The organism is Ewingella americana (genome assembly GCF_006438725.1).
Taxonomy (GTDB): Bacteria; Pseudomonadota; Gammaproteobacteria; order Enterobacterales; family Enterobacteriaceae; genus Ewingella; species Ewingella americana_A.
Map to the genome: position 1 here is coordinate 345,940 of NZ_RCZD01000002.1, position 25,823 is coordinate 371,762.

General features: G+C 52.1%; 25 protein-coding genes, 1 other RNA gene and 1 other annotated feature. Of the genes, 13 read left to right on the forward strand and 13 right to left on the reverse strand.

What is annotated here, in order from left to right; all coding sequences use genetic code 11:
- Nucleotides 1-71: 71 nt before the first annotated feature.
- The 5 genes from recR to EAH77_RS04745 all read right to left on the reverse strand — a co-directional run bounded on the left by recR (nucleotide 72) and on the right by EAH77_RS04745 (nucleotide 4,170).
- Entirely contained in the window at nucleotides 72-677 is a 606-nt protein-coding gene (recR, locus tag EAH77_RS04725) for a recombination mediator RecR (RefSeq protein ID WP_140470651.1), read from the reverse strand.
- Complete coding sequence (locus EAH77_RS04730; protein WP_140470652.1) at nucleotides 677-1,006, reverse strand: YbaB/EbfC family nucleoid-associated protein; 330 nt, start codon at nucleotides 1,004-1,006, stop codon at nucleotides 677-679. The genes recR and EAH77_RS04730 overlap by 1 nt, the downstream gene beginning before the upstream one ends.
- 42 nt (nucleotides 1,007-1,048) lie before the next feature.
- On the reverse strand, nucleotides 1,049-2,992 hold the full coding sequence (gene dnaX / locus EAH77_RS04735; RefSeq protein WP_140470653.1) for a DNA polymerase III subunit gamma/tau: 1,944 nt from the start codon (nucleotides 2,990-2,992) through the stop codon (nucleotides 1,049-1,051).
- Nucleotides 1,658-1,722, reverse strand: a sequence feature (DnaX frameshifting element). Its footprint overlaps the gene before it by 65 nt.
- A gap of 75 nt (nucleotides 2,993-3,067) precedes the next feature.
- Complete coding sequence (apt, locus tag EAH77_RS04740; RefSeq protein WP_140470654.1) at nucleotides 3,068-3,619, reverse strand: adenine phosphoribosyltransferase; 552 nt, start codon at nucleotides 3,617-3,619, stop codon at nucleotides 3,068-3,070.
- A gap of 182 nt (nucleotides 3,620-3,801) precedes the next feature.
- Nucleotides 3,802-4,170, reverse strand: coding sequence for a DUF454 family protein (locus tag EAH77_RS04745; RefSeq protein ID WP_140470655.1), 369 nt, complete (start codon nucleotides 4,168-4,170; stop codon nucleotides 3,802-3,804).
- Nucleotides 4,171-4,314: 144 nt separating this feature from the next.
- Here EAH77_RS04745 and priC point away from each other — a divergent pair, with 144 nt between their 5' ends.
- Both priC and rsmS read left to right on the forward strand, forming a co-directional pair.
- Nucleotides 4,315-4,851 (forward strand): primosomal replication protein PriC, encoded by a 537-nt coding sequence (gene priC / locus EAH77_RS04750; RefSeq protein ID WP_140470656.1) that lies wholly within the window; start codon nucleotides 4,315-4,317, stop codon nucleotides 4,849-4,851.
- Nucleotides 4,852-5,082: 231 nt separating this feature from the next.
- Nucleotides 5,083-5,256 carry a pleiotropic regulatory protein RsmS gene (gene rsmS / locus EAH77_RS04755; RefSeq protein WP_140470657.1) on the forward strand — a complete coding sequence of 58 codons (174 nt, stop codon included), beginning with the start codon at nucleotides 5,083-5,085 and terminating at the stop codon, nucleotides 5,254-5,256.
- Nucleotides 5,257-5,340: 84 nt separating this feature from the next.
- Here the strand turns inward: rsmS and mscK are convergent, their stop codons facing one another.
- Both mscK and acrR read right to left on the reverse strand, forming a co-directional pair.
- Entirely contained in the window at nucleotides 5,341-8,691 is a 3,351-nt protein-coding gene (gene mscK, locus EAH77_RS04760) for a mechanosensitive channel MscK (RefSeq protein WP_431306748.1), read from the reverse strand.
- A 195-nt stretch (nucleotides 8,692-8,886) separates the two neighbouring features.
- On the reverse strand, nucleotides 8,887-9,534 hold the full coding sequence (acrR, locus tag EAH77_RS04765) for a multidrug efflux transporter transcriptional repressor AcrR (RefSeq protein ID WP_140470659.1): 648 nt from the start codon (nucleotides 9,532-9,534) through the stop codon (nucleotides 8,887-8,889).
- 141 nt (nucleotides 9,535-9,675) lie between these two features.
- Here acrR and EAH77_RS04770 point away from each other — a divergent pair, with 141 nt between their 5' ends.
- From EAH77_RS04770 to ykgO, 4 genes are all read left to right on the forward strand, one after another.
- Nucleotides 9,676-10,866, forward strand: coding sequence for an efflux RND transporter periplasmic adaptor subunit (locus EAH77_RS04770; protein ID WP_140470660.1), 1,191 nt, complete (start codon nucleotides 9,676-9,678; stop codon nucleotides 10,864-10,866).
- Nucleotides 10,867-10,882: 16 nt separating this feature from the next.
- Nucleotides 10,883-14,035: a multidrug efflux RND transporter permease subunit AcrB gene (gene acrB, locus EAH77_RS04775; RefSeq protein ID WP_140470661.1), complete on the forward strand. Its 3,153-nt coding sequence runs from the start codon at nucleotides 10,883-10,885 to the stop codon at nucleotides 14,033-14,035.
- A gap of 121 nt (nucleotides 14,036-14,156) precedes the next feature.
- Nucleotides 14,157-14,411 carry a type B 50S ribosomal protein L31 gene (locus EAH77_RS04780; protein ID WP_140470662.1) on the forward strand — a complete coding sequence of 85 codons (255 nt, stop codon included), beginning with the start codon at nucleotides 14,157-14,159 and terminating at the stop codon, nucleotides 14,409-14,411.
- Nucleotides 14,412-14,431: 20 nt separating this feature from the next.
- The gene (gene ykgO, locus EAH77_RS04785; RefSeq protein WP_140470663.1) at nucleotides 14,432-14,572 is read left to right on the forward strand and encodes a type B 50S ribosomal protein L36; all 141 of its coding nucleotides are present in this window, start codon (nucleotides 14,432-14,434) and stop codon (nucleotides 14,570-14,572) included.
- 122 nt (nucleotides 14,573-14,694) lie between these two features.
- Here the strand turns inward: ykgO and EAH77_RS04790 are convergent, their stop codons facing one another.
- The 3 genes from EAH77_RS04790 to EAH77_RS04800 are packed head-to-tail and all read right to left on the reverse strand — an operon-like array spanning nucleotide 14,695 to nucleotide 17,193.
- Entirely contained in the window at nucleotides 14,695-15,573 is an 879-nt protein-coding gene (locus EAH77_RS04790; RefSeq protein WP_140470664.1) for a metal ABC transporter substrate-binding protein, read from the reverse strand.
- 25 nt (nucleotides 15,574-15,598) lie between these two features.
- Nucleotides 15,599-16,456, reverse strand: a complete 858-nt coding sequence (locus EAH77_RS04795; protein ID WP_140470665.1) for a metal ABC transporter permease — start codon at nucleotides 16,454-16,456, stop codon at nucleotides 15,599-15,601.
- Nucleotides 16,453-17,193, reverse strand: a complete 741-nt coding sequence (locus EAH77_RS04800) for a metal ABC transporter ATP-binding protein (protein ID WP_194150477.1) — start codon at nucleotides 17,191-17,193, stop codon at nucleotides 16,453-16,455. The genes EAH77_RS04795 and EAH77_RS04800 overlap by 4 nt, the downstream gene beginning before the upstream one ends.
- A gap of 409 nt (nucleotides 17,194-17,602) precedes the next feature.
- Here EAH77_RS04800 and EAH77_RS04805 point away from each other — a divergent pair, with 409 nt between their 5' ends.
- The 3 genes from EAH77_RS04805 (at nucleotide 17,603) to EAH77_RS04815 (ending at nucleotide 18,815) form a co-directional block, all read left to right on the forward strand.
- Nucleotides 17,603-17,956: a hypothetical protein gene (locus tag EAH77_RS04805; RefSeq protein WP_140470667.1), complete on the forward strand. Its 354-nt coding sequence runs from the start codon at nucleotides 17,603-17,605 to the stop codon at nucleotides 17,954-17,956.
- A gap of 239 nt (nucleotides 17,957-18,195) precedes the next feature.
- Nucleotides 18,196-18,564 (forward strand): Hha toxicity modulator TomB, encoded by a 369-nt coding sequence (gene tomB, locus EAH77_RS04810; protein ID WP_140470668.1) that lies wholly within the window; start codon nucleotides 18,196-18,198, stop codon nucleotides 18,562-18,564.
- A 47-nt stretch (nucleotides 18,565-18,611) separates the two neighbouring features.
- Nucleotides 18,612-18,815: an HHA domain-containing protein gene (locus EAH77_RS04815; protein WP_140470870.1), complete on the forward strand. Its 204-nt coding sequence runs from the start codon at nucleotides 18,612-18,614 to the stop codon at nucleotides 18,813-18,815.
- Nucleotides 18,816-18,920: 105 nt separating this feature from the next.
- Here the strand turns inward: EAH77_RS04815 and EAH77_RS04820 are convergent, their stop codons facing one another.
- A complete protein-coding gene (locus EAH77_RS04820; RefSeq protein ID WP_140470669.1) occupies nucleotides 18,921-19,856 on the reverse strand; it encodes a LysR family transcriptional regulator in 936 nt (311 codons plus the stop codon).
- A 140-nt stretch (nucleotides 19,857-19,996) separates the two neighbouring features.
- Here EAH77_RS04820 and EAH77_RS04825 point away from each other — a divergent pair, with 140 nt between their 5' ends.
- Together EAH77_RS04825 and EAH77_RS04830 are read left to right on the forward strand one after the other, a co-directional pair.
- Nucleotides 19,997-21,784 carry an adenine deaminase gene (locus EAH77_RS04825; protein WP_140470670.1) on the forward strand — a complete coding sequence of 596 codons (1,788 nt, stop codon included), beginning with the start codon at nucleotides 19,997-19,999 and terminating at the stop codon, nucleotides 21,782-21,784.
- A gap of 81 nt (nucleotides 21,785-21,865) precedes the next feature.
- A complete protein-coding gene (locus EAH77_RS04830; RefSeq protein ID WP_140470671.1) occupies nucleotides 21,866-23,215 on the forward strand; it encodes an NCS2 family permease in 1,350 nt (449 codons plus the stop codon).
- Between the two features lie 129 nt (nucleotides 23,216-23,344).
- On the opposite strand, the gene ffs is transcribed toward EAH77_RS04830, so the two are convergent.
- Nucleotides 23,345-23,441: signal recognition particle sRNA small type (ffs, locus tag EAH77_RS04835), an RNA gene on the reverse strand.
- Between the two features lie 206 nt (nucleotides 23,442-23,647).
- Here ffs and EAH77_RS04840 point away from each other — a divergent pair.
- Nucleotides 23,648-23,956, forward strand: coding sequence for an MGMT family protein (locus tag EAH77_RS04840; RefSeq protein ID WP_140470672.1), 309 nt, complete (start codon nucleotides 23,648-23,650; stop codon nucleotides 23,954-23,956).
- 65 nt (nucleotides 23,957-24,021) lie between these two features.
- Here the strand turns inward: EAH77_RS04840 and EAH77_RS04845 are convergent, their stop codons facing one another.
- Nucleotides 24,022-24,612: a YbaY family lipoprotein gene (locus EAH77_RS04845; RefSeq protein ID WP_140470673.1), complete on the reverse strand. Its 591-nt coding sequence runs from the start codon at nucleotides 24,610-24,612 to the stop codon at nucleotides 24,022-24,024.
- A 252-nt stretch (nucleotides 24,613-24,864) separates the two neighbouring features.
- Between EAH77_RS04845 and tesB the strand changes: the two genes are divergently transcribed.
- On the forward strand, nucleotides 24,865-25,731 hold the full coding sequence (tesB, locus tag EAH77_RS04850) for an acyl-CoA thioesterase II (RefSeq protein WP_140470674.1): 867 nt from the start codon (nucleotides 24,865-24,867) through the stop codon (nucleotides 25,729-25,731).
- Nucleotides 25,732-25,823: the final 92 nt, after the last annotated feature.

Below are 25,823 nucleotides of genomic sequence, written 5' to 3' on the forward strand. Positions count from 1 at the left end.
TCAAGAGGAAAGTGTCGGTTCGATGGAAAACTGAACCGACGCGCGAAAAAAACGCGTCGGGGCAAAACAAATCAAAACTTGAAAGGATGGCGCCCCGCCAGAGAGTGCGACAGCGTAGTGCCATCAACCATCTCCAGTTCACCGCCCACCGGCACGCCATGGGCGATCCGGCTGGCCATGACACCATACTGGCCGCACATTTCAGCGATGTAGTTCGCCGTCGCGTCCCCTTCCACCGTCGGGTTGGTCGCCAGAATCACCTCTTTCATGCTTTCGCTTGCAAGACGGTGCTCAAGACGATCCAGACCGATGTCATCAGGGCCAATGCCGTCCATCGGAGACAAGTGGCCCATAAGCACAAAGTAACGGCCGGAGAACTGACCGGTTTGTTCTACCGCGTGAATATCAGCCGGGCTTTCCACCACGCAAATCTGACCGTTTTCTTTACGCCGTGGGTTGGCGCAGATGGTGCAAATTTCCTGTTCGGTGAAAGTACGGCAATCGGCGCAGTGGCCGATTTCAGACATGGCACGCGTCAACGACTGCGCCAGCCGCATTCCGCCACTGCGATCGCGCTGCAGCAGTTGGAACGCCATACGTTGCGCTGATTTTGGGCCTACGCCCGGCAGGCAACGCAACGCCTCCATTAGTGATTCAAGGAGAGGGCTGGTTTGCATCAGAACGGCATCTTAAAGCCCGGTGGCAATTGCATGCCGCCCGAAACGGTAGCCATTTTTTCTTTCTGGGTTTCGTCGATACGACGCGCCGCATCATTGAATGCCGCAGCGACCAAGTCTTCCAGCATGTCTTTATCGTCTTCCAGCAGGCTTGGGTCAATTTCAACACGACGGCAGTTGTGCGCGCCGTTGATGGTGACTTTAACCATACCTGCACCAGATTCGCCGGTCACTTCCAACTGGGCGATTTCTGCCTGTACCTGCTGCATTTTTTCCTGCATTTGCTGGGCCTGTTTCATCAGGTTACCAATGCCGCCTTTTCCAAACATAATCATCTCTCTTTGCGTCGGGCCGCAGGGTAATTGCGGCGTTTAAACGGGGCGAATACTCTCTTCATCCAGTTCTGCGTCGAAGAAACGGCGCAGGGTTTGAATGTTGTTATCCGCAACAATCGACTGACGCGCCTGCGCCAGTTTTTCTTCATAAATGGCCTGTCGCCACTCTAGCGGCGTTTTGACCTCCAGATTATCATCTTCCAGCACGGTCAGTTCAACCGGCAACTGATGCAGGGCTGACAAAGCCTCCGCCAGCACCTTCTGCGCAGACGGTGAATTCAGATGGCGCTGCGAAGCGCGTAAATGAAGACAAATATTGCCGGGTTCCGACTGTTCACGCCAGGCGTTTAGCGCCAGTTGCTGTACCAGTTTAGGTATGGTCATCTGGTTGATTTCAGCTGCCCACGCGTCACGCTCGGTGGCTTCAACCGCCAGGCGCGCCGCCAGTTCCGGGGATTTTTCATGCTCCAGCGCGGTACGTAATGCTTTGGGCGTGGTCACCGGCTCCGGTGCTTCGTCCGGTTCGTTCAGCGCCTTCCAGCGGTAAGCTTCTTCTTTTACCGGCTGTTCGGGTTGCTTGTCTTTTTTGGCGCTGGCCTGCGTTTGCACACGCTCAGTCACCGAGGCGAGACGCTCCAGCGCTGAGTTTGCCGGCCGCGCTTTTCCTGGCGCCGCCGGCTCAGCTTTTTTTGGGGTGGTATTTCCCTGCTGTCGGAGTAATTGCGTACGCGCCTGCAAAAGTTGAGCGGTGGCATCAGGCATTCCCGATTGCCCCCCTCCCTGCGGCGGTGGGGTGTCTTGCTGAGCCGCTCGCACAGGCTGCGGTGCTGCCGGGGCGGCGAAAGCCTGCGGTGCAGATACCTGAGCAGGGGCTACCGGTTCAGCAATAAATACTTTTGGGTGGAAGGCCAGCGCACGCAACAGCGTCATTTCGACGCCCATACGCTTGTCTGGCGCATAGGCCAGCTCTTTGCGGCCAATCAGCAGCGTCTGGTAATAGAGTTGAACGTCAACCGGTGGGATCACCCGGGCCAGCTCGCGCAAACGTTGCTCGATGGCAGCGTAGTGGTTGTCGAGCACCGTCGGCAGCAGTTGTACCATTGCAATACGGTGCAGTAACGCCAGCGTCTCTACCAGCAGGTTTTCCCAGTCAACGCCGCGCGAAGCGGCCTGCTCAACCTGCGCCATCATCTGTGCGCCATCGGCGCTGACCAGCGCTTCAAGCACCGCCAGCGGTTGTTCGTCATCCAGCGTACCGAGCATCTGTGCCACGGTTTCTGTGGTGACGGCCCCCTGCCCCATGGCTATCGCCTGATCGGTGAGGCTTAAGCCATCACGCATGCTGCCGTCAGCAGCGCGCGCCAGCAGTTGCAGGGCGCGGGGTTCGCTGTTGATTTGCTCAGCAGTCAATACCCGCTCAAGCTGATGGCGGATCTGTTCGACATCCAGCGCTTTCAGATGAAATTGCAGGCAACGGGATAAAATAGTCACCGGCAGCTTTTGCGGATCGGTGGTGGCCAGCAGGAATTTAACGTGCGAAGGCGGCTCTTCCAGCGTTTTCAACAGCGCATTGAAGCTGTGACGCGAGAGCATGTGCACTTCATCGATCAGGTAAACTTTGAAACGGCCACGGGCTGGCGCGTACTGGACGTTATCCAGCAGTTCGCGGGTATCTTCCACTTTGGTGCGGGAGGCCGCATCGATTTCAATCAGATCAACAAAACGGCCCTGTTCGATTTCACGGCAATTATCACACACGCCGCACGGCGTAGAGGTGATGCCGGTTTCACAGTTCAGCCCTTTCGCCAGCAGGCGCGCAATAGAGGTTTTACCCACACCGCGCGTGCCGGAAAACAGATAGGCGTGATGGATGCGTCCGAGCGAAAGGCCATTAGCCAGCGCGGTCAGCACGTGTTCCTGTCCGACGACGTCGGCGAAAGTTTGGGGGCGCCACTTACGGGCCAGGACCTGATAGCTCATTAATACCGGAGAAGTTGAGTGGTCGGGAGGGTCATGCTATCACAGCCTCGCCTGAGCAGGCGAGGCTTGTCTGAATCAATGCCCAGCGAAGGAAACCAGGCTATAGCAGTTGATATTCAGATTGTTCAAACGCTGCTCACCACCCAGTTCTGGCAGGTTAATAATGAACGCCGCATCCGTCACTTCGCCCCCTAAACGGCGGATCAGTTTAGCCGTCGCTTCGATGGTGCCGCCGGTCGCCAGCAGGTCATCGATCACCAGAATTTTCTCGCCAGGTTTGATAGCGTCGGTGTGAATTTCAAGACTGTCAGTACCGTATTCCAGTTCATAGCTTTCGCTGATCGTAGCACGTGGCAGTTTGCCCGGCTTACGCACAGGGACAAAACCCACACCCAGCACCAGCGCGACAGGTGCGCCGAACAGGAAACCACGGGCTTCGGTACCCACGACTTTGGTCACACCGGCGTCACGGTAGCGGTCGGCCAGTAATTTAATGCTGGCGGCGTAAGCTTCTGGATTTTCCAGCAAGCTGGTGACGTCACGAAACAGAATACCCGGCTTCGGGTAGTCAGGAATGGTTTTGATGCTGCTTTTGATAAACTCTAGCTGCTGTGCGGTAGCTGTCATAGTAATTGCCTGATAAAGCTGCTGTTCATACTTAAACGCGGGCGGTCAAATGTCCCCCGCCGTGCCACGTGATACCGGCTGTTTAAGGAAGGAAAATGGGCGCGTAACGCAGTACGCGAGATGCCCAAATCTATGCAAAGCCGCGCTAAAAAGCAACCCGCAGCCGGACATGATCGCCTGTTTTATTGCTTCAGGTCAACCACCGGTAGACGCCACATCACAATCAGTAAAGTAATCATCATGCAGAGTAATAGGATCCGTGCCCACCCTAAGGGGACAAAATAGAGCGAAACAGCGAACGTCAGAAGGATCACCACCACGGCTTTGCTTTTCGCCCCCGGCGGTAAAGCACGGTGCGCCTGCCAGTGGCGCAGGTAACTGCCAAACCATGAACGATGCAGCAGCCAGTCATGAAAACGCGGTGAGGAGCGAGCAAAACACCAAGCGGCAAGCAGCAGAAATGGCGTAGTCGGCAATAGCGGCAGAACGACGCCCAGCGTGGCGAAAATTACCGCCAGCCAGCCGATAATAATCAGTAATAGACGTTTCATTTCACTCCCTGCGAAACCCTTCGGACGTTAATGCCTGGTGAAGAAAAACAGTGTAAACAACCGGGCGGCGGCTGCCAAATTCCGCATGCCTTGTTTCTGGTGGTGTACAGGTTAAGCTAGGCAGGTCGATATCGGAGAAACCCTGTGAGCACTGAACAAATTCTGCACGCCCTCAGCCAGCAAATTGAAACGCTGGCGAGCGAGATTGAACCTATCGGCCATGTTTCAGCCCAGCAGGCCCGTTTCGACGTGGCGCTGTTTGCGACCAAAGGGACACGTCTGCGAGATTACCTGGCAGAAATCCGCCTTAATCTCAGCCAGCTGAATCAGGTGGTCAGGGAGAAACGCCAGGCTCAGGTTGCCTTTGTAGCCGAAAGACTGGTTTCTCAAATCACCGCTCTGCAACGAGAACTCGCAACGCAGGCCGTGCGTAAAAATAATCAGTCCCCCGAACGCAAAAGTCATGACAACTATACCCGGCTGGCAGAGCATCAGCAGTTCGAACGCCGCCTGATGGCGATGATTCAGGACAGGGAGAGTACGCTGGGCCAGCTCGCCACCTTTAACGAACAGCAGCAGATGCAGAAAGAGTTGGCCGCGCTGGAAGGGCGTTTAATGCGATGCAGACAGGCGCTGGCAAAAATAGAACGACAGATTGAAAGGCAGGAAAAAGGTTTTTAAATCTTTATCACAATTTTTGAAAAGGGTAGGCCAGCCACCGGCGTTTATATCTATAATCAGTTCTCGACCCTGAATCATTAATATTTCCAAAATGCGGTGAATAGCGTGTAAACATTCTCGCAGAACCTGCGTCAGGTTAGCTTCGGATCCGGTGATAAGGACGTTTTGCTGCGTCGTTGATCATATAACACGGGATCTTTATATCGCACACTACAATGAATGTTGGCTTCCATGTCTGTTGAAAACGCATCACCCGAGCTACAGCTCGCTGTTGATTTGATCTACCTGCTTGAGAGCAATGAAATTGCCCCCGAGACAGCACTGGCTGCGCTGGAAATTGTGCGCCGTGATTATCAGGAAAAGCTCAAAGCCAGCAAAAACACGCTGTCCGTCAGCTATTTATAGCGCTAAAGAACATCGTTCTTATGCCCCTTTACGGCGGCAGAAAATGCAGGGAATGCCACATGACATTCCCTCAGACCCACTGAATTAATTCTGGTTTTGTGGCAAGGCATCGGGTTCATCGCCAGGCTGGCGCACGCTGCGTTTCACTTCCTGTACTTCCTCATCACCGTTCTGGTTATGCAAGTAAACCTCAAGCTGATTGAAAGCAATACTGATGCCATTTTCGCGGCACAGTTTATCGATGCTGCGGTTCAATTCATCAACGGTGTAACTGCGGTCGCCCAGTTCGCGCACATACAGACGCAATTCGTGATCGAGCGTGCTGGCACCAAAATTGAGGAAGAAGACCTGAGGAGCCGGATCACTCATCACGCGTGGGTTATCGTGGGCGGCCTGTAGCAGGATCTCTTTCACTTTTTCCAGATCCGATCCATAAGCCACACCAATTTTGATCAAGACGCGGGTCACCGTGTCAGACAATGACCAGTTGATCAGTCTTTCCGTGACGAAGGCTTTGTTTGGAATGATCACTTCTTTTCGATCGAAATCAGTAATAGTTGTGGCGCGGATGCGGATACGGCTGACCGAACCTGAATAGGTGCCGATGGTGACCGTATCACCAATGCGGATCGGGCGTTCGAACAAGATGATCAGGCCCGATACGAAGTTGGCGAAAATCTCCTGCAAACCAAAGCCCAACCCCACCGACAGCGCGGCGACCAGCCACTGCAGTTTGTCCCAAGATACGCCAAGCGATCCCAGCACGGTGATAATACCGATCACGGTGATCGAATAACTGAGAATGGTCGTGATGGCGTAAGAAGCCCCCTGCCGTAATTGCAGTCGCGAGAGCACCAGCACTTCCAGTAAACCGGGTAGGTTTCGGGTCATCACGTAGGCGACGATGATAGCAACAAACGCCAGCAGCAGATTACCGAGCGTGACCGTTTGCTGCACCACCGCGCCGGCAACATTACTTGAGTAGTGCCACAGGCTGATGCTGTCAAGATAAGAGATAACCGTCAGTAAGTCGGACCAAATCCAGTAGAACACCGAGGCAAAGACAAAGAACAGTGCCATGGTGGTCAGACGCAGAGATTGTTGGTTAATTTGATCCAAGCCGAGTGGCTGCTCTTCGATGACCTCGCTACCTTCCGCCCCCTCTTTGGCACTATTACTTTGACGCCGTGCCAGCGCACGCCGGTAAGCCAGCCGACGCGCAGCAACGCTTAAGCCGCGCAATGCGGTCTGATAGGTGAAATTCCACAGGATCAGCAAATAGAGGCTGTCTATCCAGCGCCCGGCCAGACGCAGGGTCGTATAGAAATACCCGGCCAGCATCAGGCCAATCAAAAATACCGGCGCAAGGGCAATCGCGGTCACAATCGTGAGGCGCACGGTTTGCGAGTTTTTCTCACGCCAGCCGTCGCGGCAGATAGGGAAAACCAGGACGGCCAGCACCGCCAGCGTCAGTAAAATCACCACCTGCCCGATGATGTCATCAACCAATCCCAGTGGTGCTTTTTCGCCGCCTACCGACCAGAATATCAGCGGCAACATCACCAAACTCAACCGCACCACAGACCTGCGATAATGGGCACACTGTTTAGCTGGCGTGTTGAAATGACGCTCGCTCACACCATTTGGCTTGAGCAGGCGGTAACAAAAACCCATGATCAGCAGGAAAACGGCCAGCCGCTGTGACAGCGTCCACAGGAAGTCACTGAGATGAATGTCGCACTGTGAGAACCAATACCCTACGCCAATAACAAATAGCACCAGCGGCAGCGTGTTCAGCAACGTAAGCAGCAGAGCACGTGGTGTATGCATTTGCGTATCGCGCTTTAGCTGCCCCACATCGTTGTTGAGGTTGTCGATATGCTTATCAATGGATTTTTTGCGCCAGAGCAGGACTAAAATAACCAACAAGAGAGGGACGGTCACCGGCAAAGAGTGCAGCGCACCTAGCATCAGTTCGCCCCGCGGCATATTCAGGTGAAACTCGCTGACCTGCGTTTTTACCTCACCAGGCAAAGACTTTATGAACTCCCAGTTCATTGGTTTGTTACTGCTCACCCAGAAAATCTGCTGCGTCAGGGTTTGAGTCAGCGACTCATTAATGCTCATTAACTGCTGCTGGTTGATTTGCAGGTTAATCGCCAGAGAGAGCTGGTTACCAAGTTGCTTATTGAGCTGATCAAGCAGTTCACGGCGCATATCCACAATCTGGTCCAACGCGTCACTGATATTTTCGTTGATCTTCTCTTTGCTGCTATCCACCACACTCTGAATATAGGTGTCCCCCTGGAATAACGCATCACGCTGCTGGTTTATGGTGAACTGCTCAAGGCGCAGGTCCGCAATACGGGTGCTCATGTCGGTGATAAGGCCCGTCGGCGGAGTGGTATTTTGCTGCTGCTGGTAAAGAATGCGGGACAGCAACAGGCTACCTTTCAGCACGCTGATCTGCTCTTTCAGGTCATGTTCAGCCTGAGAGGAACGGTCGAGCCAGTTTTTGATGGTGATGTTCTTTTGAACCAGCTGATTGCCCGCTTCCGTCGCGGCAATCAGGCGCTGGCTGAGCGTGCGGTTGATCCCCAACTCCTGCGCCACCAACGGATCATTTTGAATGTTAGAGTTGTCATCCGGCGTTTGCGCCGCTTTGGCCGTACGCTCAGACAAGGTCAGCCGTTTACCATTCACCACCTGCTGGAAAATCTGCGCCACGCGCTCCAGTTGGCTGATATGAGCATTAGTGAAGTCACGCTGCTTTTGCAATAAATCCTGCAAGGTGGTGTTGGCTTCAAGACTTTTACGCTGGAAGTCTATCTGCGCACTCAACAATGCCTGCTGCGCCATCAGCATGGTCTGCTGGCTCGCCCTCAGGTTCTCCTGACTTGGTGACAACCCATTGAGTTGATTTCGAATTTTCTGAATACCCAGCGAATAAGTGTACATCGCGTTTTGCACACGCTCAGGCTGGGTTTGTAATGAGATCAGTTGGGTATTGAAGGTGGATAAATCATCCTGTGATGACTGGAGATCATCAAGTGTGTCAGTCAGGTGGCTTTCCAACTGACGCAGCGACAGCGCAGCCAGAGACTCCTGAGTCACACCATCATTATTACCATTTTTCAGTTTTTCCAGGCCGTCAGTGGCAGCCCGTAACTTAGCGGGGGCCTCGCTGACCTGCTGGCGCAGTTGCGCGGCATCCTGTTTGACACGCTCAAGCGCATCCAGATATTCAAGGGTATGAATTAAATCCTGCTGGGAAAGTTTCTCGACCGGGGTCAGGCTTTTCTGCTTAGTCAGTGAATCGAGCTGATTTTGCACTTCATTACGCGTGGGTAAATCATTGCTGACTGCCGCGCTGGCGGGTGAAAGGCTGAAAGCGCCGAGGAATACGGTCAATATAAATGCCAGTACACGCCACAGTCTCAGCGAAAACAAAGATAACCACAGTGTGGAGAACAACGCGCAAAATCGGCTAAGCATGAGTTAACTTCATGTCAAAAAAGAGAGAATGATATTAACACCACAATAACAGCTGACCCAGAGCCAAAAGAGGGGAAAAGCGTGTCAGAATACAACAAAGCACAGCAGGAAAACCGGGGAAAAGGCCAGGGGAAATCAGAGGGCTTTTTTAGGCAGCAAGAGACTGGGACACAATTGTAACATTTCTATATAAGTATCAATGAACTGGCCTGCCTGACACTCCAAATCAAAGCTCTCAGGGATAAACAACCAGTTCTCCATCAACCCGGTCAAATAGGCGCGCAATATAATGGCCGCCTGTCGCGGGTGAAGATCTTTCGGCAATTGTTCAGCCTCAATGCATCGCTGCAGGATCCGCTCCACTTTGCCATAGCCTTCCATATAAAGCGCTTTTCGTGCGTCATGAACCGAGGTCATCTCCCCCACAAATTCACATTTGTGAAATATAATTTCCATCAATGCCCTACGACGGGTATCCGTTGCTGTGGCACGTAAAATGTAAATCAGTATCTCACGCAGAATACGCAGTGGATTATTAGGAAACTTTGTCTGATACTCTAATTCGAGATCATGTATCTGGGATTCACATTGTTCCCAGACGCCGTTAAACAGTTCCACTTTATTTTTGAAATGCCAGTAGATAGCGCCCCGTGTTACACCGGCTGCATTAGCAATATCGGTCAACGAAGTAGAAGCAACTCCGCGGGCAGAAAATTCCCGTACCGCAGCATTAATAATCTGCTGCCGTGTTTCAAGTGCCTGTAATTTGGTTTTTCGTGCCATAGGGTTAGCTTTTGGGGGCGTTTGATTTACATACATTCGGGAATGTATGTAACATAGCATGCACATATAAAAAGCGCAGCAATGGGTTTAAAAGCTTGTGATCCATTGGACAATTTGAAATCGGACACTTGAGGTTTATTTATGAACAAAAACAGAGGGTTAACGCCTCTGGCGGTAGTTCTGATGCTTTCCGGAAGCTTAGCACTTACAGGATGTAACGATAAAGAAGCTCCACAGGGTGCGCATAAAGCGCCAGACGTCGGCGTTGTTACGCTAAAATCTGCGCCTTTGAATGTGACAACTGAGCTTCCGGGTCGTACTGCCTCTTTCCGTATCGCAGAAGTCCGCCCACAAGTCACCGGAATTATCCTTAAACGTAACTTCGTTGAAGGCAGTGACATTAAAGCAGGCATGTCCTTGTATCAAATTGACCCGGCTACCTATCAGGCTGCCTATGACAGCGCTAAAGGTGATCTGGTTAAAGCTCAGGCTAATGCTCAGGTTTCCCGTGTGACAGTTAACCGCTACAAGTCATTGCTGGGCACCAACTACATCAGTAAACAAGACTATGACACGGCCTTCTCTACCGCTGCCCAGGCTGATGCGACAGTTGTCGCGGCTAAAGCGGCTGTTGAATCTGCCCGTATTAATTTGGCCTACACCAAAGTGACTTCACCGATTTCCGGCCGTATTGGCAAATCGTCGGTGACCGAAGGCGCACTGGTGACTAATGGTCAGGCGAATGCTCTGGCGACGGTTCAACAACTTGACCCTATCTATGTTGACGTTACTCAGTCCAGCAATGATTTCCTGCGTCTGAAACAGGAACTGGCTAACGGTTCGATTAAACAAGCTAACGGTAAAGCCCAGGTTAAATTGCTGTTAGATAACGGTAGTGAATATTCGCAGGCGGGTACATTGGAATTCTCTGATGTTACCGTTGACGAAACCACTGGCTCCATTACGCTGCGTGCTGTCTTCCCTAACCCGAAAGATGAGCTGTTGCCTGGCATGTTCGTTCGCGCCCGTCTTGATGAAGGTGTGAATGAGAATGCGTTACTGGCACCTCAGCAAGGTATCACCCGTAATCCACGCGGTGATGCGACTGCGATGGTCGTTGGCGCAGATAACAAAGTTGAACTTCGCACTGTCGTGACATCACAAGCCATTGGCGACAAATGGGTTGTGACCGATGGTCTGAAATCGGGTGACAAAATCATCGTGACCGGATTGCAGAAAATCAAGCCAGGCGTGCAGGTCAATGCGCAGGAAGTCGATCAAAACGCAGGTGCTGATAAAAAGCCTGCATCTGATACAGCGCCGAAGTCTTAATAGGAGCCGGTAATTCATGGCTAAGTTTTTTATAGATCGCCCGATATTTGCATGGGTTATCGCCATCATCATCATGTTGGCGGGTGGGTTGGCAATCATGAGTTTGCCAATCGCACAGTATCCAACCGTTGCGCCACCGGCTATCCAGCTGACCGCAACTTATCCGGGCGCAGATGCGCAAACGGTTCAGGATACCGTAACTCAGGTTATTGAACAGAACATGAACGGCATCGATAACATGATGTACATGTCCTCGACCAGTGACTCGTCGGGTACCGTTCAGATAACTATCACCTTTGCCTCCGGCACTGATGCGGATATCGCGCAGGTGCAGGTGCAGAACAAACTGCAGTTAGCAACGCCGTTGCTGCCGCAGGAAGTTCAACAGCAGGGTATTTCGGTTGAGAAATCGAGCAGCAGCTTCCTGATGGTGGCAGGCTTTATTTCCAACAACGGTACGATGAACCAGGATGACATCGCCGACTACGTTGGTTCTAACATCAAAGACCCTATCAGCCGAACTAACGGTGTGGGTGATGTTCAGCTGTTTGGTGCTCAGTACGCAATGCGTATCTGGATGGATCCAAACAAACTGAATAATTTCCAGCTGACGCCGGTTGATGTTATCAATGCGATTAAAATTCAGAACAACCAGATTGCAGCAGGTCAACTGGGTGGTACTCCACCGGTTCCAGGCCAGCAGTTGAACTCATCCATCGTGGCGCAGACCCGTCTGAAGTCTACGGATGAATTCGGTAAAATCATTCTGAAAGTGAATACCGACGGCTCGCAGGTTCGTCTGAAAGACGTGGCAAAAATCGAACTGGGTGGTGAAAACTACGACGTTATTGCCCGCTTCAATGGACAACCGGCATCAGGTTTGGGTATTAAACTCGCCACTGGCGCTAACGCCCTTGATACTGCAGCATCCGTCAAGGCGACGCTGGCTAAGCTTCAGCCGTTCTTCCCGGCGGGCTTAGAGGTTGTTTACCCGTATGACACCACGCCGTTCGTTAAAATCTCGATTAAAGAAGTAGGCAAAACGCTGTTCGAAGCCATCGTTCTGGTCTTCCTGGTGATGTTCCTGTTCCTGCAAAACTTCCGCGCCACGTTGATCCCAACGATTGCCGTGCCGGTGGTTCTGTTAGGTACATTTGCGATCCTGGCCGCGTTTGGCTATTCGATAAACACCCTGACGATGTTCGGGATGGTGCTCGCGATAGGCCTGTTAGTAGATGATGCTATCGTGGTGGTAGAAAACGTCGAGCGTGTCATGGCCGAAGAGGGCCTGCCGCCAAAAGAAGCCACTAAGAAGTCGATGGAGCAGATCCAGGGCGCACTGGTAGGTATTGCCATGGTGCTGTCAGCGGTATTTATCCCGATGGCCTTCTTCGGTGGTTCTACCGGTGTTATCTACCGTCAGTTCTCCATTACCATCGTTTCCGCGATGGTGCTGTCAGTGCTGGTAGCGATGATCCTGACCCCGGCATTGTGTGCCACCATGCTTAAACCTATTGCCAAGGGCGACCACGGCGAGAAAAAAGGTTTCTTCGGCTGGTTTAACAAGAAATTTGACCAAAGCGCACACCACTATACCGACAGCGTAGGCAACATTCTGCGCAGCACTGGTCGTTACTTGCTGATTTATCTGCTGATCGTAGTTGGGATGGCGTTGCTGTTTATCCGCCTGCCAACCTCCTTCCTGCCGGAAGAAGACCAGGGCGTATTCCTGACCATGGCGCAGTTGCCTGCAGGTGCGACTCAGGAACGTACGCAGAAAGTGCTCGATGAAGTCAGCAACTATTATCTGACCAAAGAAAAAGCCAACGTGAACTCAGTGTTTACCGTTAACGGCTTTGGCTTCGCCGGTCGTGGACAGAACACCGGTATAGCGTTCATCAGTCTGAAAGACTGGTCTGAGCGTAGCGGTGCTGAAAACAAAGTTCCTGCTATAGCAGGCCGTGCAATGGGTGCGTTCAGCACCATTAAAGATGCATTGGTGTTCCCGTTCAACTTACCCGCAATTGTTGAGTTGGGTACGGCGACAGGTTTTGACTTCCAGTTGATTGACCAGGCTAACCTTGGACATGACAAACTGACGCAGGCACGTAACCAGTTACTGGGCATGATTGCTCAACATCCTGACTTGCTGACTCAGGTGCGTCCAAACGGACTGGAAGATACACCACAGTTTAAAATTGAAATCGATCAGGAAAAAGCCACCGCGCTTGGTGTGTCCATTTCTGATATCAACACCACGCTGGGTGCGTCGATTGGTGGTAGCTATGTCAACGACTTCATCGACCGTGGTCGCGTGAAGAAAGTGTACATTCAGGCCGACAGCCAATACCGTATGTTGCCGAAAGACATCGATAACCTCTATGTCCGAAACAGCACCGGTCAGATGGTTCCATTCTCCTCGTTCTCGAGCGCGAAATGGGAATACGGTTCGCCGCGTCTGGAACGCTATAACGGTTTACCGTCGATGGAAATCCTCGGCCAGCCATCACCAGGCAAGAGTAGTGGTGATGCAATGGCGATGATGGAATCCCTGGCGTCGAAACTGCCTAGCGGTATCGGTTACGACTGGACAGGTCTGTCCTATCAGGAACGTTTATCTGGTAACCAGGCCCCTGCCCTGTATGCCATCTCCCTGATAGTGGTCTTCCTGTGTCTGGCCGCCTTGTATGAGAGCTGGTCTATACCGTTCTCGGTTATGCTGGTTGTTCCACTCGGCGTTGTGGGGGCATTGATCGCGGCCACCATGCGCGGCCTGAGCAATGACGTTTACTTCCAGGTGGGCCTGTTGACCACCATTGGATTGTCAGCGAAGAACGCCATATTGATTGTAGAGTTCGCCAAAGACCTGATGGACAAAGAAGGTAAGGGTCTGATTGAGGCGACACTCGAAGCTGTTCGTATGCGTTTACGTCCGATTCTGATGACGTCACTGGCATTCATCCTCGGTGTTATGCCGCTGGTTATCAGTAGTGGTGCCGGTTCAGGTGCACAGAACGCCGTAGGTACTGGCGTAATGGGCGGGATGATCACCGCAACGCTGCTGGCGATCTTCTTTGTTCCGGTCTTCTTCGTGGTGGTTCGCCGCCGCTTCGGTAAGAAGAACGTGGATATCGAACATACGCATGCACCAGAGCACCACAATCCGTAACGGATGAAAGAACATCATGAAGGCCGCGCAAGCGGCCTTTTTTTTTGCCTAAAGAGGCTTGAACCACAAAACGAACCGGTGCATACTATTGTTATAGTATAACATAACAATAGAGGCCAATATGAAACCCGGTATCCATCCTGCTTACCGCACCGTGGTATTTCACGACACCAGCGCAGACGAATATTTCAAAGTCGGCTCCACCATCAAAACCGATCGCACCATTGAACTGGAAGGCAATACCTTCCCGTACATCACTATCGAAGTCTCTTCTGCCTCGCACCCGTATTACACCGGTAAGCAGAAAGAGTACTCAAAAGAAGGCAGTACCGCGCGCTTCAACCAGCGTTTCGGCAGCTTCCTGGGTAAAAAGTAATACGTATTTAGGGAGTCAAGATGCAGGTATTAAGTTCATTGCGCTCGGCCAAAAATCGTCACCCGGACTGCCGGGTTGTTCGTCGCAAAGGCCGTATTTACGTGATTTGCAAAAGTAATCCACGCTTTAAGGCTGTACAGGGTAAGAAGAAGAGACGCTAATTTTCTTAAAACGCTTCTTTTTCTGAAGATAAAAAAAGCCCCGTCGCTTGCCCGACGGGGCTTTTCGTTATGACAGAAATGATGATCCCCTTTCCGCACTGGGTACGGAAGGGGGTTGGCACTTACTTCATGCTGGCGACAATAGATTCAACGTTGTGTTTAAAGGCTTTCTCATAGGTAGTTGCCGGTCCTTTCGGTCCTGACAGCGCTTCTGGGTAAAGTTCGCCCCCCGCCTGCGCGCCTGTTGCGGCAGCGATTTGCTTCACCAGACGAGGATCCGTCTGATTCTCAATAAAGTAGGTTTTGACCTTCTCTTCCTTGATCTGTTTGATCAACGATGCCACACCGCTGGCACTGGCTTCTGACTCGGTTGAAAAACCGACCGGTGCCATAAAGGTAACCTTGTACTCACGACCAAAATAACCAAAGGCATCATGGCTGGTCAGCACTTTACGCTTCTCTTGTGGAATACCGGCGAACTCAGACTTAGCCCATTCATCCAACTTTTTCAGTTGGTCTATATAGGCACCGCCACGCTGACGGAAATAATCCGCGTCTTCAGGATCCGCCGCAATTAGCGCATTCATTACGTTGGTCGCATAAATGACACCATTCGCCATACTGTTCCAGGCATGCGGATCGGTGATTTGTTTCCCGTCGTCTACCATCTGACGCGAGTTCACGCCGTCTGATGCGGTAACCACTTTGCCTTTATAGCCTGAGGCGGAAACCAGACGGTCGATCCACCCTTCCAGGCCCAGACCACTGACGAAAACGACGTCGGAGGCGTTGATGGCTTTACTGTCTTTTGGCGAAGGCTCGAAGCTGTGCGGATCACCATCGGGACCGACCAGGCTGGTGACTTTCACATGCTCACCACCGACTTCGTGGACGATATCCCCTAAAATTGAAAAACTGGCCACAGCATTAACAGTTTTCGCCATGGCCAGCGGGCTCGACAGCAGGGCAGCTACTGCCAGAGCAACAGGTAAACGTTTCATCATTTCTCCTTTCTTGTGGTACTGCTTAACGACGCGATGCAGTCAACATGCCGCCCCGCGTTCCAAATAAGACTGAGATAAAGAAAATAACGCTGGCGCTGAGAACAATCGCCGGCCCTGCCGGCAGCGATGCATAGTAAGACCACACCAGGCCAACCACGCTGCTGATGACGCCAATCACCATCGCGCTGAGAATGGTATGCGGCAGGTCACGCGCCCAAAAGCGTGCACTGGCAGCGGGCAACATCATCAGCCCGACGGACATCAATGTGCCGAGGATTTGGAAGCCGGCCACCAGGTTCACCACCACCAGCGCCAGGAATATCCCATGGATCGCCGCCAGCCATTTACCGGCACTGACTCGCAGAAAAAGCGAGTCAAACGATTCAATCACCAGCGCACGGTAAACCGCAGCCAACACCAGCAGTGAAACGCTGGTAATAATGCCCACCATGACGATGGCCGAAGAGTCGATCGCCAGAATCGAACCAAACAACACGTGCAGTAAATCCACGCTGGAACCGCGTAACGACACCAGCGTCACACCGAGCGCCAAAGAGCCCAGATAGAACCCGGCAAAACTGGCATCCTCTTTCAGTTGGGTGCGGCGACTTACCAGCCCGGAAAGCATGGCGACAGCCAGACCGGCAATAAACCCGCCGATCCCCATCGCCACCAAAGACATTCCTGAGATTAAATAGCCAATAGCCGCCCCCGGTAAAACGGCGTGAGATAAGGCATCGCCCACCAGGCTCATCCTGCGCAGCAAGAGAAAAACACCTAACGGCGTGGCGCTGATGGAAAGCGCCAGACAGGCAATTAAGGCACGGCGCATAAAGCCGAATTCGATAAAAGGATCAGTAAGGAGATGTAAAAGTATCATGACGCGGTGACCCCGGCTGCCAGACTAAAAGTCTCAGTAGAGACGCAGGCATGCGTCCGGTTGGGGAAATTATTGAGGACATCATCGGTGGTTCCCCAGATATTGCGCTCAGCACTGAGATATAAAACCTGAGGGAAATGACGCGCTACCATGGAAATATCGTGCAAAACTGCAATGACCGTTTTTCCTTCACGGTGCCACAGGGCAATCACCTTTAGCAGCAGTTCAATGGTCTGACTGTCGATGCCAGTGAATGGTTCATCTAGCATAATAAGCGGCGCCTGCTGAATAAGCAGTCGCGCAAACAGTGTACGTTGCAATTGCCCACCGGACAGCTCACCGACAGGCCAATGCGCCATATCACTCATACCGACTGTCTCCAGTGCCTCTGTCACCTGCACTACCGACCGGCGGCTAATGCCGCCAAATAATCCACTTTGCGGCCAACAGCCCATGGCAACCAGATCAAAAACGCTGATAGGAAACGCGCGGTCCAGCTCAGCCTGCTGAGGTAAATACGCCAACCGTGGCCGCTTACCGTCGCAGCCTGTGTCCTCGAAACTGACTTTTCCCGCGACAGGCGCCTGTAGCCCTGCCAGCGTTTTCAGGAAGGTTGATTTACCTGCACCATTCGCGCCGATAATGGCGGTCAGCGACCCCATGGCAAAACGTCCATTGATTGGCATCGCCACTGCGCGCCGGTCATAGCCGACGGAAAGTTCATTAACTGAAATCATGGCAATGAAATAGCCCAATAAATACCACCCCAAAGCAATGCCAACAGAGTGATAGCAGCACCGCAGCGGGTAAGTGCAGAGAGAGTAAATAGCGTTTTGTGCATGGGAAGCCTCTTTTTTGTTATAGTATAACATCACACACAAGACTTTTATTCAATGGCTGAGGTTGTAATCTTTTATGTCCCGCCGCGTTACTGCCCGTGAGAAAGCCCCCTCTGCGTCTGGAGCGCAGACAGCGCTTAGTTGAATTCATGTAAGTAAAAGGTAATTAAATATGAACTAACAATAAAAAACCTATAAATCATAAAGATATAAAACAAGCTGGGGTAAAAAAAATTTCAAGCCCAGACACATTCTGTTGGAAAATATGTAATAATAAGATTACGACCATTTCAAAGAGGGGAATCGCATGAAGAAATTAATCCCTTATGAAATCGATGGGAAAGAACTTTCCGTCGCGTATTTACAACATGTAATTGAAGGGCATCTTTCAGATATCGAAGACCCTTTGGTTGGCGATTTGAGTTATTACTCTGAAAATGCCCAATATACGCCCAGCTCTTTGAAGGTTACGTCTATCACCCCGATGGGTAACGAATCATATTCAATGAGTTATCAGTTCAAATGGACAATTTTTAATGGTTGTCTGGACATAAATTCTGATGAGTCCACCACTGAACGCGTGTCATTTAACGTTAAACCTCATGCACTAGAATTTGATATTATTGATACAATACGCTCTACAATGACGGATGAATTGTAAGTTTGAGTAATACGTTTGCGTAAGTTTGGGAAAATGAATTACATTTATAATGTGGTCATTTTAATAAACCCTCTTTTCAACGTTTCACTGTTATCTGTGTTTATTGTTGAGTAGCAACAAATGTTTTAGTTTGTCGTTCAAAGCGTTTCGACGTTGCTGTTATCCCGTAAGCCACCAAGTTTTGTTGTTTACTCACTGAGTGTTATCAACACCGAATAAGCCATTACGGAGGGGATGATATGGATGAGTACTCGCCTAAGCGACATGATATAGCACAGTTGCGGTTCCTGAATGAAAACCTGTACGACGAAGGAATTGCGACGCTGGGGGACAGCCACCACGGCTGGGTTAACGACCCGACATCAGCGGTCAATCTGCAACTTAATGAACTGATCGAACACATTGCGTCTTTCGTGATGAGCTTCAAAATAAAATATCCTGATGACAACCACCTGAGCGATCTGGTTGAAGAGTATCTGGATGATACCTATACCTTGTTCAGTAATTATGGAATTAATGATTCTGATTTACGTCAATGGCAAAAGACCAAAAAACGACTATTCAGAATGTTCTCAGGTGAGTACGTCTGTACCCTGATGAAAACTTAAGTAATACTTTACCCGCAGTATTTGAGATTAATAACGAAAAGGCCATGATGAACAAATTCGACTATTTGATGCGTTTAAGAAAATGCACCACAATTGATACACTTGAGCGCGTCATTGAGAAAAACAAGTATGAACTTTCCGACGATGAACTAGAGTTGTTTTACTCCGCAGCCGATCACCGCCTGGCAGAGCTAACCATGAATAAGCTCTACGACAAAGTGCCGGTTGCCGTTTGGAAATTCGTACGTTAACGTTGTTCATAAATGTCTTCATTGGGCCAGTAATATGACTGGCCCAATGGTTATTATATCAGCAAAAACATTCCTCGCCCTTAACTGTTCTGTTTATTGAAATGCTTAACTATCTTTCTTAATTCTTTCCTGAAAAGCCCTTAATAAAAATTGAAAACACTGCTCCGTTTGCGGCGAACGCAAAGGTGCAGGTTTACGCATCATGGCGACAGTTCGACTCAGCGTTGGTTGCTGCAACGGAATGACCGTTAATTCATCGTCATTGAGCGAGGCTGTATACAATTGGGGTAAAATGGCCAGCGCCAGCCGTGAACGCACCAGTCCGTACAGGGTTTCCTGAAAATCGACGCGATAGTTTATGCTCAGGTTGATTTTGTGACTCTCGACTATTGCCGTCACCAGCCTGCTGACATTCCCTTTCAGAAACAGCGCAATGGGCCTTTTAGCTAATTGCCGCCAAGGTAAATTGTGCGTTTCTGCTAATACATCGTCCTTACGCATCACCACCACAAATGGATCCTCAAGCAGAGGATAAACCGTCAGGCTGTCAGGCACCGTGCTGTCTGCCGCGCCAATGCCGAAATCCAGTGAACCATTATCCAACTCAACCAACAGCGCATCGTTGGTCAGATCGTGAAATTCGACGCGCATTGTAGGGAAGTGTTCGGAAAGTAACTGCGGTACAGCAGGAAACAACAACGTACTCACCGAAGGCACTAATCCGATGCGCAGCGTGCCATCACCGCCCTGCTGCATGATTTGCTGCATATCATCAAACGCACTGTGTGCAACATTCAGCAGCCGTTCCGCATGAGGCAATATCGCCACACCAAGCTCCGTTAGTGTCACGGCCTGCGCAGTGCGATTAAGCAGCTTCCCACCCAATACCGACTCTATTTGCCGTAACGCACTGCTGAGCGCAGGCTGGCTGATCGCCAGCCTGTTTGCGGTTTCCGTGAAACTGCGCAACTGCGCCAGAGTCACGAAATATTGCACCTGCTTGAGGGATAACGCAGGCAGTCGGCGCCAGGGTTCAGACATAGCTTGCGGTGATCCTGTCATAAAGGGAAACGATTGCTCAGCATAACCCCTTCTTATAGAGCGATAAAATAAATCATCTGTGCAAACCCCATTCCGCTCCCTACATTAGCCTGATGACTTTCCGCTTACGGACTTTATCCATGAATAATTATGCTTCTGACATCGCCCTGCGTCAGCGCGCGGTACAGGCAGCTTTAGGCAATATCCCTTTTGACCGTCTGCTAGTTAACACCCGGGTTATCGATATGGTCACTGGCGAAATCCGCAACGCCGATGTAGGCATGACCGGCAGCATGATTGCCAGCGTGCATCCGTGCGGAAAGTTTACTCAAACCGAAAACGTTGATGACCTGGCAGGCGCCTACTTATCTCCGGGGCTGATTGATACTCACGTTCATATCGAAAGTTCGCATCTGCCACCGGAGCGCTACGCAGAGATCGTCGTCGCACAGGGCACCACGACCGTGTTCTGGGATCCCCATGAGCTGGCGAATGTGCTGGGCGTAGACGGTGTGCGCTATGCGGTGGACTCCAGCCGTAATCTGCCCTTGAGAGTGATTTGCGCCGCGCCATCCAGCGTCCCTTCCACCCCTGATCTTGAAATGTCAGGGGCTGAATTCGGCGGTCTGGAGATGGAAACCATGTTGAGCTGGCCGGAAGTGGCGGGTGTGGCAGAAGTGATGGACATGCACGGCGTACTCAATGGCAGCGAGAAAATGCTGGAGATCCTTGAGGCAGGCTTGCGCAGTGGCAAACTTATCGAAGGTCATGCGCGCGGCCTGAAAGGTGCCGGGTTACAAGCGTACCTCGCCGCCGGAATCACCTCCGACCACGAACTCACCTCGGCAGAAGATGCTCTCGAAAAGCTTCGCGCCGGCCTGACGCTGCAAATTCGCGGTTCGCACCCCTATTTGTTGGCTGACATTGTGGTCGCACTAAAAACGCTTCCGCACCTCTCCTCGCAAATCACCCTGTGCACCGATGATGTCCCGCCGGACCATTTATTAGAAAAAGGCGGTTTGATCGCGCTAATTAAACTGCTTATATCCCACGGTCTGCGGGCTGAAGACGTGCTTCGCATGGCAACTTTCAATGCCGCAATCCGTATGCAGCGTCCTGACTTAGGCTTGATCGCCTCCGGGCGCATCGCCGATCTGGTCATCTTTGACTCACTGGAAACGCTCAATCCGCTGCGGGTCTACGTGGCGGGCAAGTGCGTTTCGCTCAACGGTAAACTGCTGTTTAGCCCACCAGCCGCCAGCGATGTTCTGCCACCGCGCGACACGATGCGCCTTTCAGCGCAAGTTGCCGAAGATTTCCAGCTGCACATTCCTGGCCTGAAAAACGGTCAGGCGCGGCTGCGTAATATTAAAGGCGCACGCTTTACCCAGTGGGGCGAAGTGACGGTAGAAGTTCGTGAAGGCGTAGTGCAGATCCCCGCGGGCTTTAGCCTGATTTGGGTCAAACACCGCCATGGCCGCCACGACGCCACGCCGCGCATGGCTCTGCTGGAAGGCTGGGGAGAGTTACGCGGCGCGATTGCTACCTCCTATTCCCATGACTCGCACAATCTGGTGGTGCTGGGCCGTGACCCGGCCGACATGATGCTGGCGGCAAATCAGCTTATCACCAGCGGCGGTGGCATGGCGCTCAGTCAGAACGGTGCGTTGCTGGCCCATATCGCTATGCCAATTGCAGGCATGTTGTCAGACTTGCCTGCCGCACAGCTGGCCGAACAGTTTAAAAACCTGCGGGAACTCAGCGGCCAAATCGCCGATTGGGAACCCCCTTATCGGGTATTTAAAGCCATTGAAGGCACGTGTCTGGCTTGCAATGCCGGCCCGCACTTGACGGATTTAGGCCTGACCGACGGTGAATTACGCGAAGTTGTCGACCCTGTCCTCGAAATTTGGGAAAACGACGCGTAACGGCGTGCACAAACACGCCGTTGAAACAGTGATAGCAAAAACAACATCATAATAAACAGAACGTTTCAGGGAGTTTTCATCATGACTGACAGTTCCATTAAAAACGTCGCGACGGCCAGCGACGAAAGCTGGTTACAGCGACGTTTTCAATTGCGCCAGCGTGGCACGCGGGTAAAAACCGAGTGTCTGGCGGGTATCACCGGTTTCCTGGCAGCGGCCTATTTATTGGTGGTGATCCCCGGTCTGCTGGCGACCGGCGGTATCGATAAAGGTGCAGCCACTACCGGCGTGATCCTGGTATTTGTGCTGGGGACGCTGCTGATGGCGTTCTATGCCAACTTGCCTTTTATGGTCGGCCCCGGCATAGGCGGTTCGGTACTGGTTGGGATCACACTGGCGGGAGATGGCATCAGTTGGCCCGTTGCGCTGGGGATCGCCTGCTGGTCGGGAATTCTGTTCTTCGTGATGACGGTGTTTGGGCTGCGGGAAGTGGTGACGCGCTCGGTGCCTCAGTCAATCAAGCTCGGGCTGACAGCATCCATCGGCATTTTCATCGCGCTGCTCGGGTTTCGTAATGCCGGTCTGGTGCTGGCGAATGCCAAAAACAGTGCACTGGCGTTGGGTGATTTCACCTCACCCGGCGCGCTGATAGCCCTGCTCGGCTTACTGGCCGCAGTTGGTTTAGAGGCAAGAAAAGTACCAGGCGCAATCTTATGGGCGATTTTGTTATCCACGCTGGTCGGTATTCCTTTTGGCGTAACGCATCTGCCGCCGCAATGGCTTTCGATGCCGCACTCGCTCGCGCCGCTGTTAGGTAAAGTTGATCTGATCGGTGCCATTAATATTGCTTTCTTACCCTTCCTGTTCATTTTCTTTGCGTCGGAATTCTTCTCTACCATGGGAACCACGCTGGCAGTCGGCGGTGAAGCCGGCCTGCTGGATGAACAAGGCAATATGCCGCACATCAACCGTCCGTTTATGGTGGACTCGATTGCTGCCGCACTCGGTCCCCTCGTCGGTATTCCGGCGGCCACTGCGCTGATTGAATCCTCTGCAGCGGCAGAAGCGGGCGGAAAAACCGGGCTGACGGCACTGACGGCCGCAGTGATGTTCCTGCTGACACTGCTTTTCACACCCATTGCGTTGATGATCCCCAAAGAAGCCACCGCCCCTGCGCTGATTCTTATCGGCCTGAATATGTTCAGCGGCCTGCGCAAAGTGGACCTGGCGAATTTCACCGACGGTTTACCGGTGCTGATGATGGTGATGATCACCCTGATTTCCAACAGTTTTGGTACCGGTATTGCCGGCGGCCTACTGTTTTACATCATCATTAAAGTGGTGGCGGGAAAAGCGCGGGAGGTACCGCTGGGGCTGTACATTTTGGCGATTCCGCTGGCCTACTACTTCACGACACTCGTGCATCACTGACGATTGGAAATCGTGTTAAAAACAGGGTGCGATGATCGTGCCCTTTTTTATGGGCGCAGAAAATGACTCAGGGAAAATACAGGGGGGAAAATACGGGTAAAAAAGAGGGTATGACAGAAATGGTGGAGGCCCTGCCAGCTACATCCCGGCACACACGACGCCTGCTGCGGCTGCTTCCTTCCGGACCTGACCGAGTTAACAAGTTAGTGTTGCGGGAGAACCAACAGGGCCCCCATTGTCATTACTGGCTCCGTGTCCCCATGCAGGAGAATCGAAGCGGTCTGCATTATCAGGGATGGGCGCGCCAAAAGCAAGGTAACCGCCGACGACCGTTGTTTTCTTATACAACCCCCCGATTCCTTCGCCATGTAAGAAGCTTTATGAAATCAGGGTTTACGGCATAATGGGGGCATCCACACTGAGGAGCCAACCATGTCGGAGACAGATAATTTTCGCCAGCGCGTCTATCAGATAATCGCGGCCATTCCGCCGGGGCAAGTCACGACTTATGGCAACGTGGCGCAGTTGGCCGGTTCTCCACGCGCCGCTCGTCAGGTCGGCGGGGTACTCAGAAGATTACCCGAAGGCAGTTCGCTGCCCTGGCACCGGGTGATTAACCGTCACGGCGAGATCTCCCAGCAGGGTGAAGATTTCAAACGTCAGCGGCAAGCGCTGCTATCAGAAGGCATTATGTTTGAAAACGGACGTATTGATCTGGAGAAATATGGTTGGAAGTGGTGATTAACATCCATAAAAAAACACCGCCGCAGCGGTGTTTTTGACGCTCATTGTCCTTTCGCCGGGTATTAATACATTGGCTGAGCTGGCGCCGGATCGACCGGTGCCGGAGCAGGTGCGGTCGGTGCAGCTTCAAGCCCCGGGTTATTCGGATTGCTCATCGGTCCCAGGCCTGCTGGTTTGGTAGCGACTGGTACGGAAGCAACGGGCACTAACTGCAAGTCAGCACGGGTACCCTGTCCACGGTTGACCACTTCTTTCACCGAGTCGGTGATGAAGGTCATCTGACCATTTACCGTCACAGCTGCACTCAAGATCACGCGTGCGTTTGGCGCGATATCCTGAGGGTTGTATGGCAGAATAAAGGTAAAGGGTGACTGTTTACCACCGGTACGGGCCACTTTCTGCGCAATGACGCGGGATGGTGCATCGGACATCGAGGCATCAGACATCGTTACCGTCAAAACGGCGTCAGGCGGCAGAGCAATGCGTTGAGAAATATTCACCGTACCGGATACATTCGGGCCGGTTATCGCCGGGCCTGACGGACTTGCCGAGGTATTGGCAGGAGCTTCCTGCGCTGGAGTAGAGTGCTGCGAAGCGCAACCGGCCAGAGTGAGAGACAGCGCGGTTCCACCTACAATCTGCCAAAGTTTCATTGATCGTTCTCCTTTTTATTTTCGCTTGTCGACCAACTCTAATAAACGCCGACTATGAGCAGTGGCTTTCACCACCTTACGCATTAATCATGGCACAAAAATCTGGTTCCCGCCTCCCGACCGCCAAATTCAGCTTCTTGGCTTGGTTTTTTTCTACTATTATGAAAGAGATAACGCACCGTTCCTCCTGCTGTTGATGAATTTATCGGAGTTTTCCGAACAGTCAGGCGACCTACTTTCATGAGGCCACCTATGAGTCAGGCACTGCAAAACTTACTGGATCTGCTTGATCTGGAAAAAATCGAAGAAGGGTTGTTTCGTGGTCAAAGTGAAGATCTTGGTTTACGCCAGGTCTTTGGCGGGCAGGTTGTCGGGCAAGCGTTGTATGCCGCCAAGCAATCCGTACCGAGCGACCGTGGGATCCATTCGTTCCATAGCTATTTTTTACGTCCCGGCGACAGCAGCAAACCGATCATTTATGACGTGGAAATCCTGCGCGACGGCAACAGTTTCAGCGCCCGCCGGGTGAAAGCCGTACAGAACGGCAAACCGATTTTCTATATGACTGCGTCTTTCCAGAGCCACGAAGAAGGGTTTGAACATCAGAACACCATGCCGGACGTGCCACCACCGGAGTCACTAATTTCGGAATCCGATATCGCCAAGAGTCTGACACATTTGATCCCGGAAAAAGTGCGGGAGAAATTCATCGGCCAGAAGCCTATCGAAATGCGCCCGGTGAAATTCCACAACCCACTCAAAGGCAGCAAAGAAGAACCGAACCGCGCGGTGTGGTTCCGCGCCAATGGCACCATGCCTGATGACCTGCGCATCCACCAGTACTTGCTCGGTTACGCGTCAGATTTCAATTTCCTGCCCACCGCGCTGCAACCTCACGGCATCGGCTTTCTCGAACCAGGCATGCAGGTCGCCACTATCGACCATTCGATGTGGTTCCACCGCCCGTTCCGTATGGATGACTGGCTGCTCTACGCGGTTGAAAGTACTTCAGCGTCGGGCGCGCGCGGGTTTGTGCGCGGTCAGTTCTATACCCGTGACGGCGTGCTGGTGGCCTCAACGGTGCAGGAAGGGGTTATCCGCAAGAGAACCCCAGAGTGAATAAGACCTTAGGGTAAAAGAAAAGGGGCGATACCCTCAGGTATCGCCCCTTTTACTTTCATCATTATTTTTTAATTATGTTCTGTTCATCA

Excerpts from the sequence above, each read along its gene's own strand:
- rsmS (WP_140470657.1), top strand. The coding sequence starts at position 5,083 with ATGTCTGTTGAAAACGCATCACCCGAGCTACAGCTCGCTGTTGATTTG.
- EAH77_RS04730 (WP_140470652.1), bottom strand. The coding sequence starts at position 1,006 with ATGTTTGGAAAAGGCGGCATTGGTAACCTGATGAAACAGGCCCAGCAA.
- tesB (WP_140470674.1), top strand. The coding sequence starts at position 24,865 with ATGAGTCAGGCACTGCAAAACTTACTGGATCTGCTTGATCTGGAAAAA.
- EAH77_RS04800 (WP_194150477.1), bottom strand. The coding sequence starts at position 17,193 with ATGATTTCAGTTAATGAACTTTCCGTCGGCTATGACCGGCGCGCAGTG.
- EAH77_RS04745 (WP_140470655.1), bottom strand. The coding sequence starts at position 4,170 with ATGAAACGTCTATTACTGATTATTATCGGCTGGCTGGCGGTAATTTTC.
- ykgO (WP_140470663.1), top strand. The coding sequence starts at position 14,432 with ATGCAGGTATTAAGTTCATTGCGCTCGGCCAAAAATCGTCACCCGGAC.
- EAH77_RS04790 (WP_140470664.1), bottom strand. The coding sequence starts at position 15,573 with ATGAAACGTTTACCTGTTGCTCTGGCAGTAGCTGCCCTGCTGTCGAGC.
- recR (WP_140470651.1), bottom strand. The coding sequence starts at position 677 with ATGCAAACCAGCCCTCTCCTTGAATCACTAATGGAGGCGTTGCGTTGC.
- EAH77_RS04805 (WP_140470667.1), top strand. The coding sequence starts at position 17,603 with ATGAAGAAATTAATCCCTTATGAAATCGATGGGAAAGAACTTTCCGTC.
- EAH77_RS04820 (WP_140470669.1), bottom strand. The coding sequence starts at position 19,856 with ATGTCTGAACCCTGGCGCCGACTGCCTGCGTTATCCCTCAAGCAGGTG.
- tomB (WP_140470668.1), top strand. The coding sequence starts at position 18,196 with ATGGATGAGTACTCGCCTAAGCGACATGATATAGCACAGTTGCGGTTC.
- EAH77_RS04840 (WP_140470672.1), top strand. The coding sequence starts at position 23,648 with ATGTCGGAGACAGATAATTTTCGCCAGCGCGTCTATCAGATAATCGCG.
- acrB (WP_140470661.1), top strand. The coding sequence starts at position 10,883 with ATGGCTAAGTTTTTTATAGATCGCCCGATATTTGCATGGGTTATCGCC.
- EAH77_RS04825 (WP_140470670.1), top strand. The coding sequence starts at position 19,997 with ATGAATAATTATGCTTCTGACATCGCCCTGCGTCAGCGCGCGGTACAG.
- EAH77_RS04845 (WP_140470673.1), bottom strand. The coding sequence starts at position 24,612 with ATGAAACTTTGGCAGATTGTAGGTGGAACCGCGCTGTCTCTCACTCTG.
- EAH77_RS04780 (WP_140470662.1), top strand. The coding sequence starts at position 14,157 with ATGAAACCCGGTATCCATCCTGCTTACCGCACCGTGGTATTTCACGAC.
- EAH77_RS04770 (WP_140470660.1), top strand. The coding sequence starts at position 9,676 with ATGAACAAAAACAGAGGGTTAACGCCTCTGGCGGTAGTTCTGATGCTT.
- EAH77_RS04815 (WP_140470870.1), top strand. The coding sequence starts at position 18,612 with ATGAACAAATTCGACTATTTGATGCGTTTAAGAAAATGCACCACAATT.
- acrR (WP_140470659.1), bottom strand. The coding sequence starts at position 9,534 with ATGGCACGAAAAACCAAATTACAGGCACTTGAAACACGGCAGCAGATT.
- EAH77_RS04830 (WP_140470671.1), top strand. The coding sequence starts at position 21,866 with ATGACTGACAGTTCCATTAAAAACGTCGCGACGGCCAGCGACGAAAGC.
- apt (WP_140470654.1), bottom strand. The coding sequence starts at position 3,619 with ATGACAGCTACCGCACAGCAGCTAGAGTTTATCAAAAGCAGCATCAAA.
- EAH77_RS04795 (WP_140470665.1), bottom strand. The coding sequence starts at position 16,456 with ATGATACTTTTACATCTCCTTACTGATCCTTTTATCGAATTCGGCTTT.
- dnaX (WP_140470653.1), bottom strand. The coding sequence starts at position 2,992 with ATGAGCTATCAGGTCCTGGCCCGTAAGTGGCGCCCCCAAACTTTCGCC.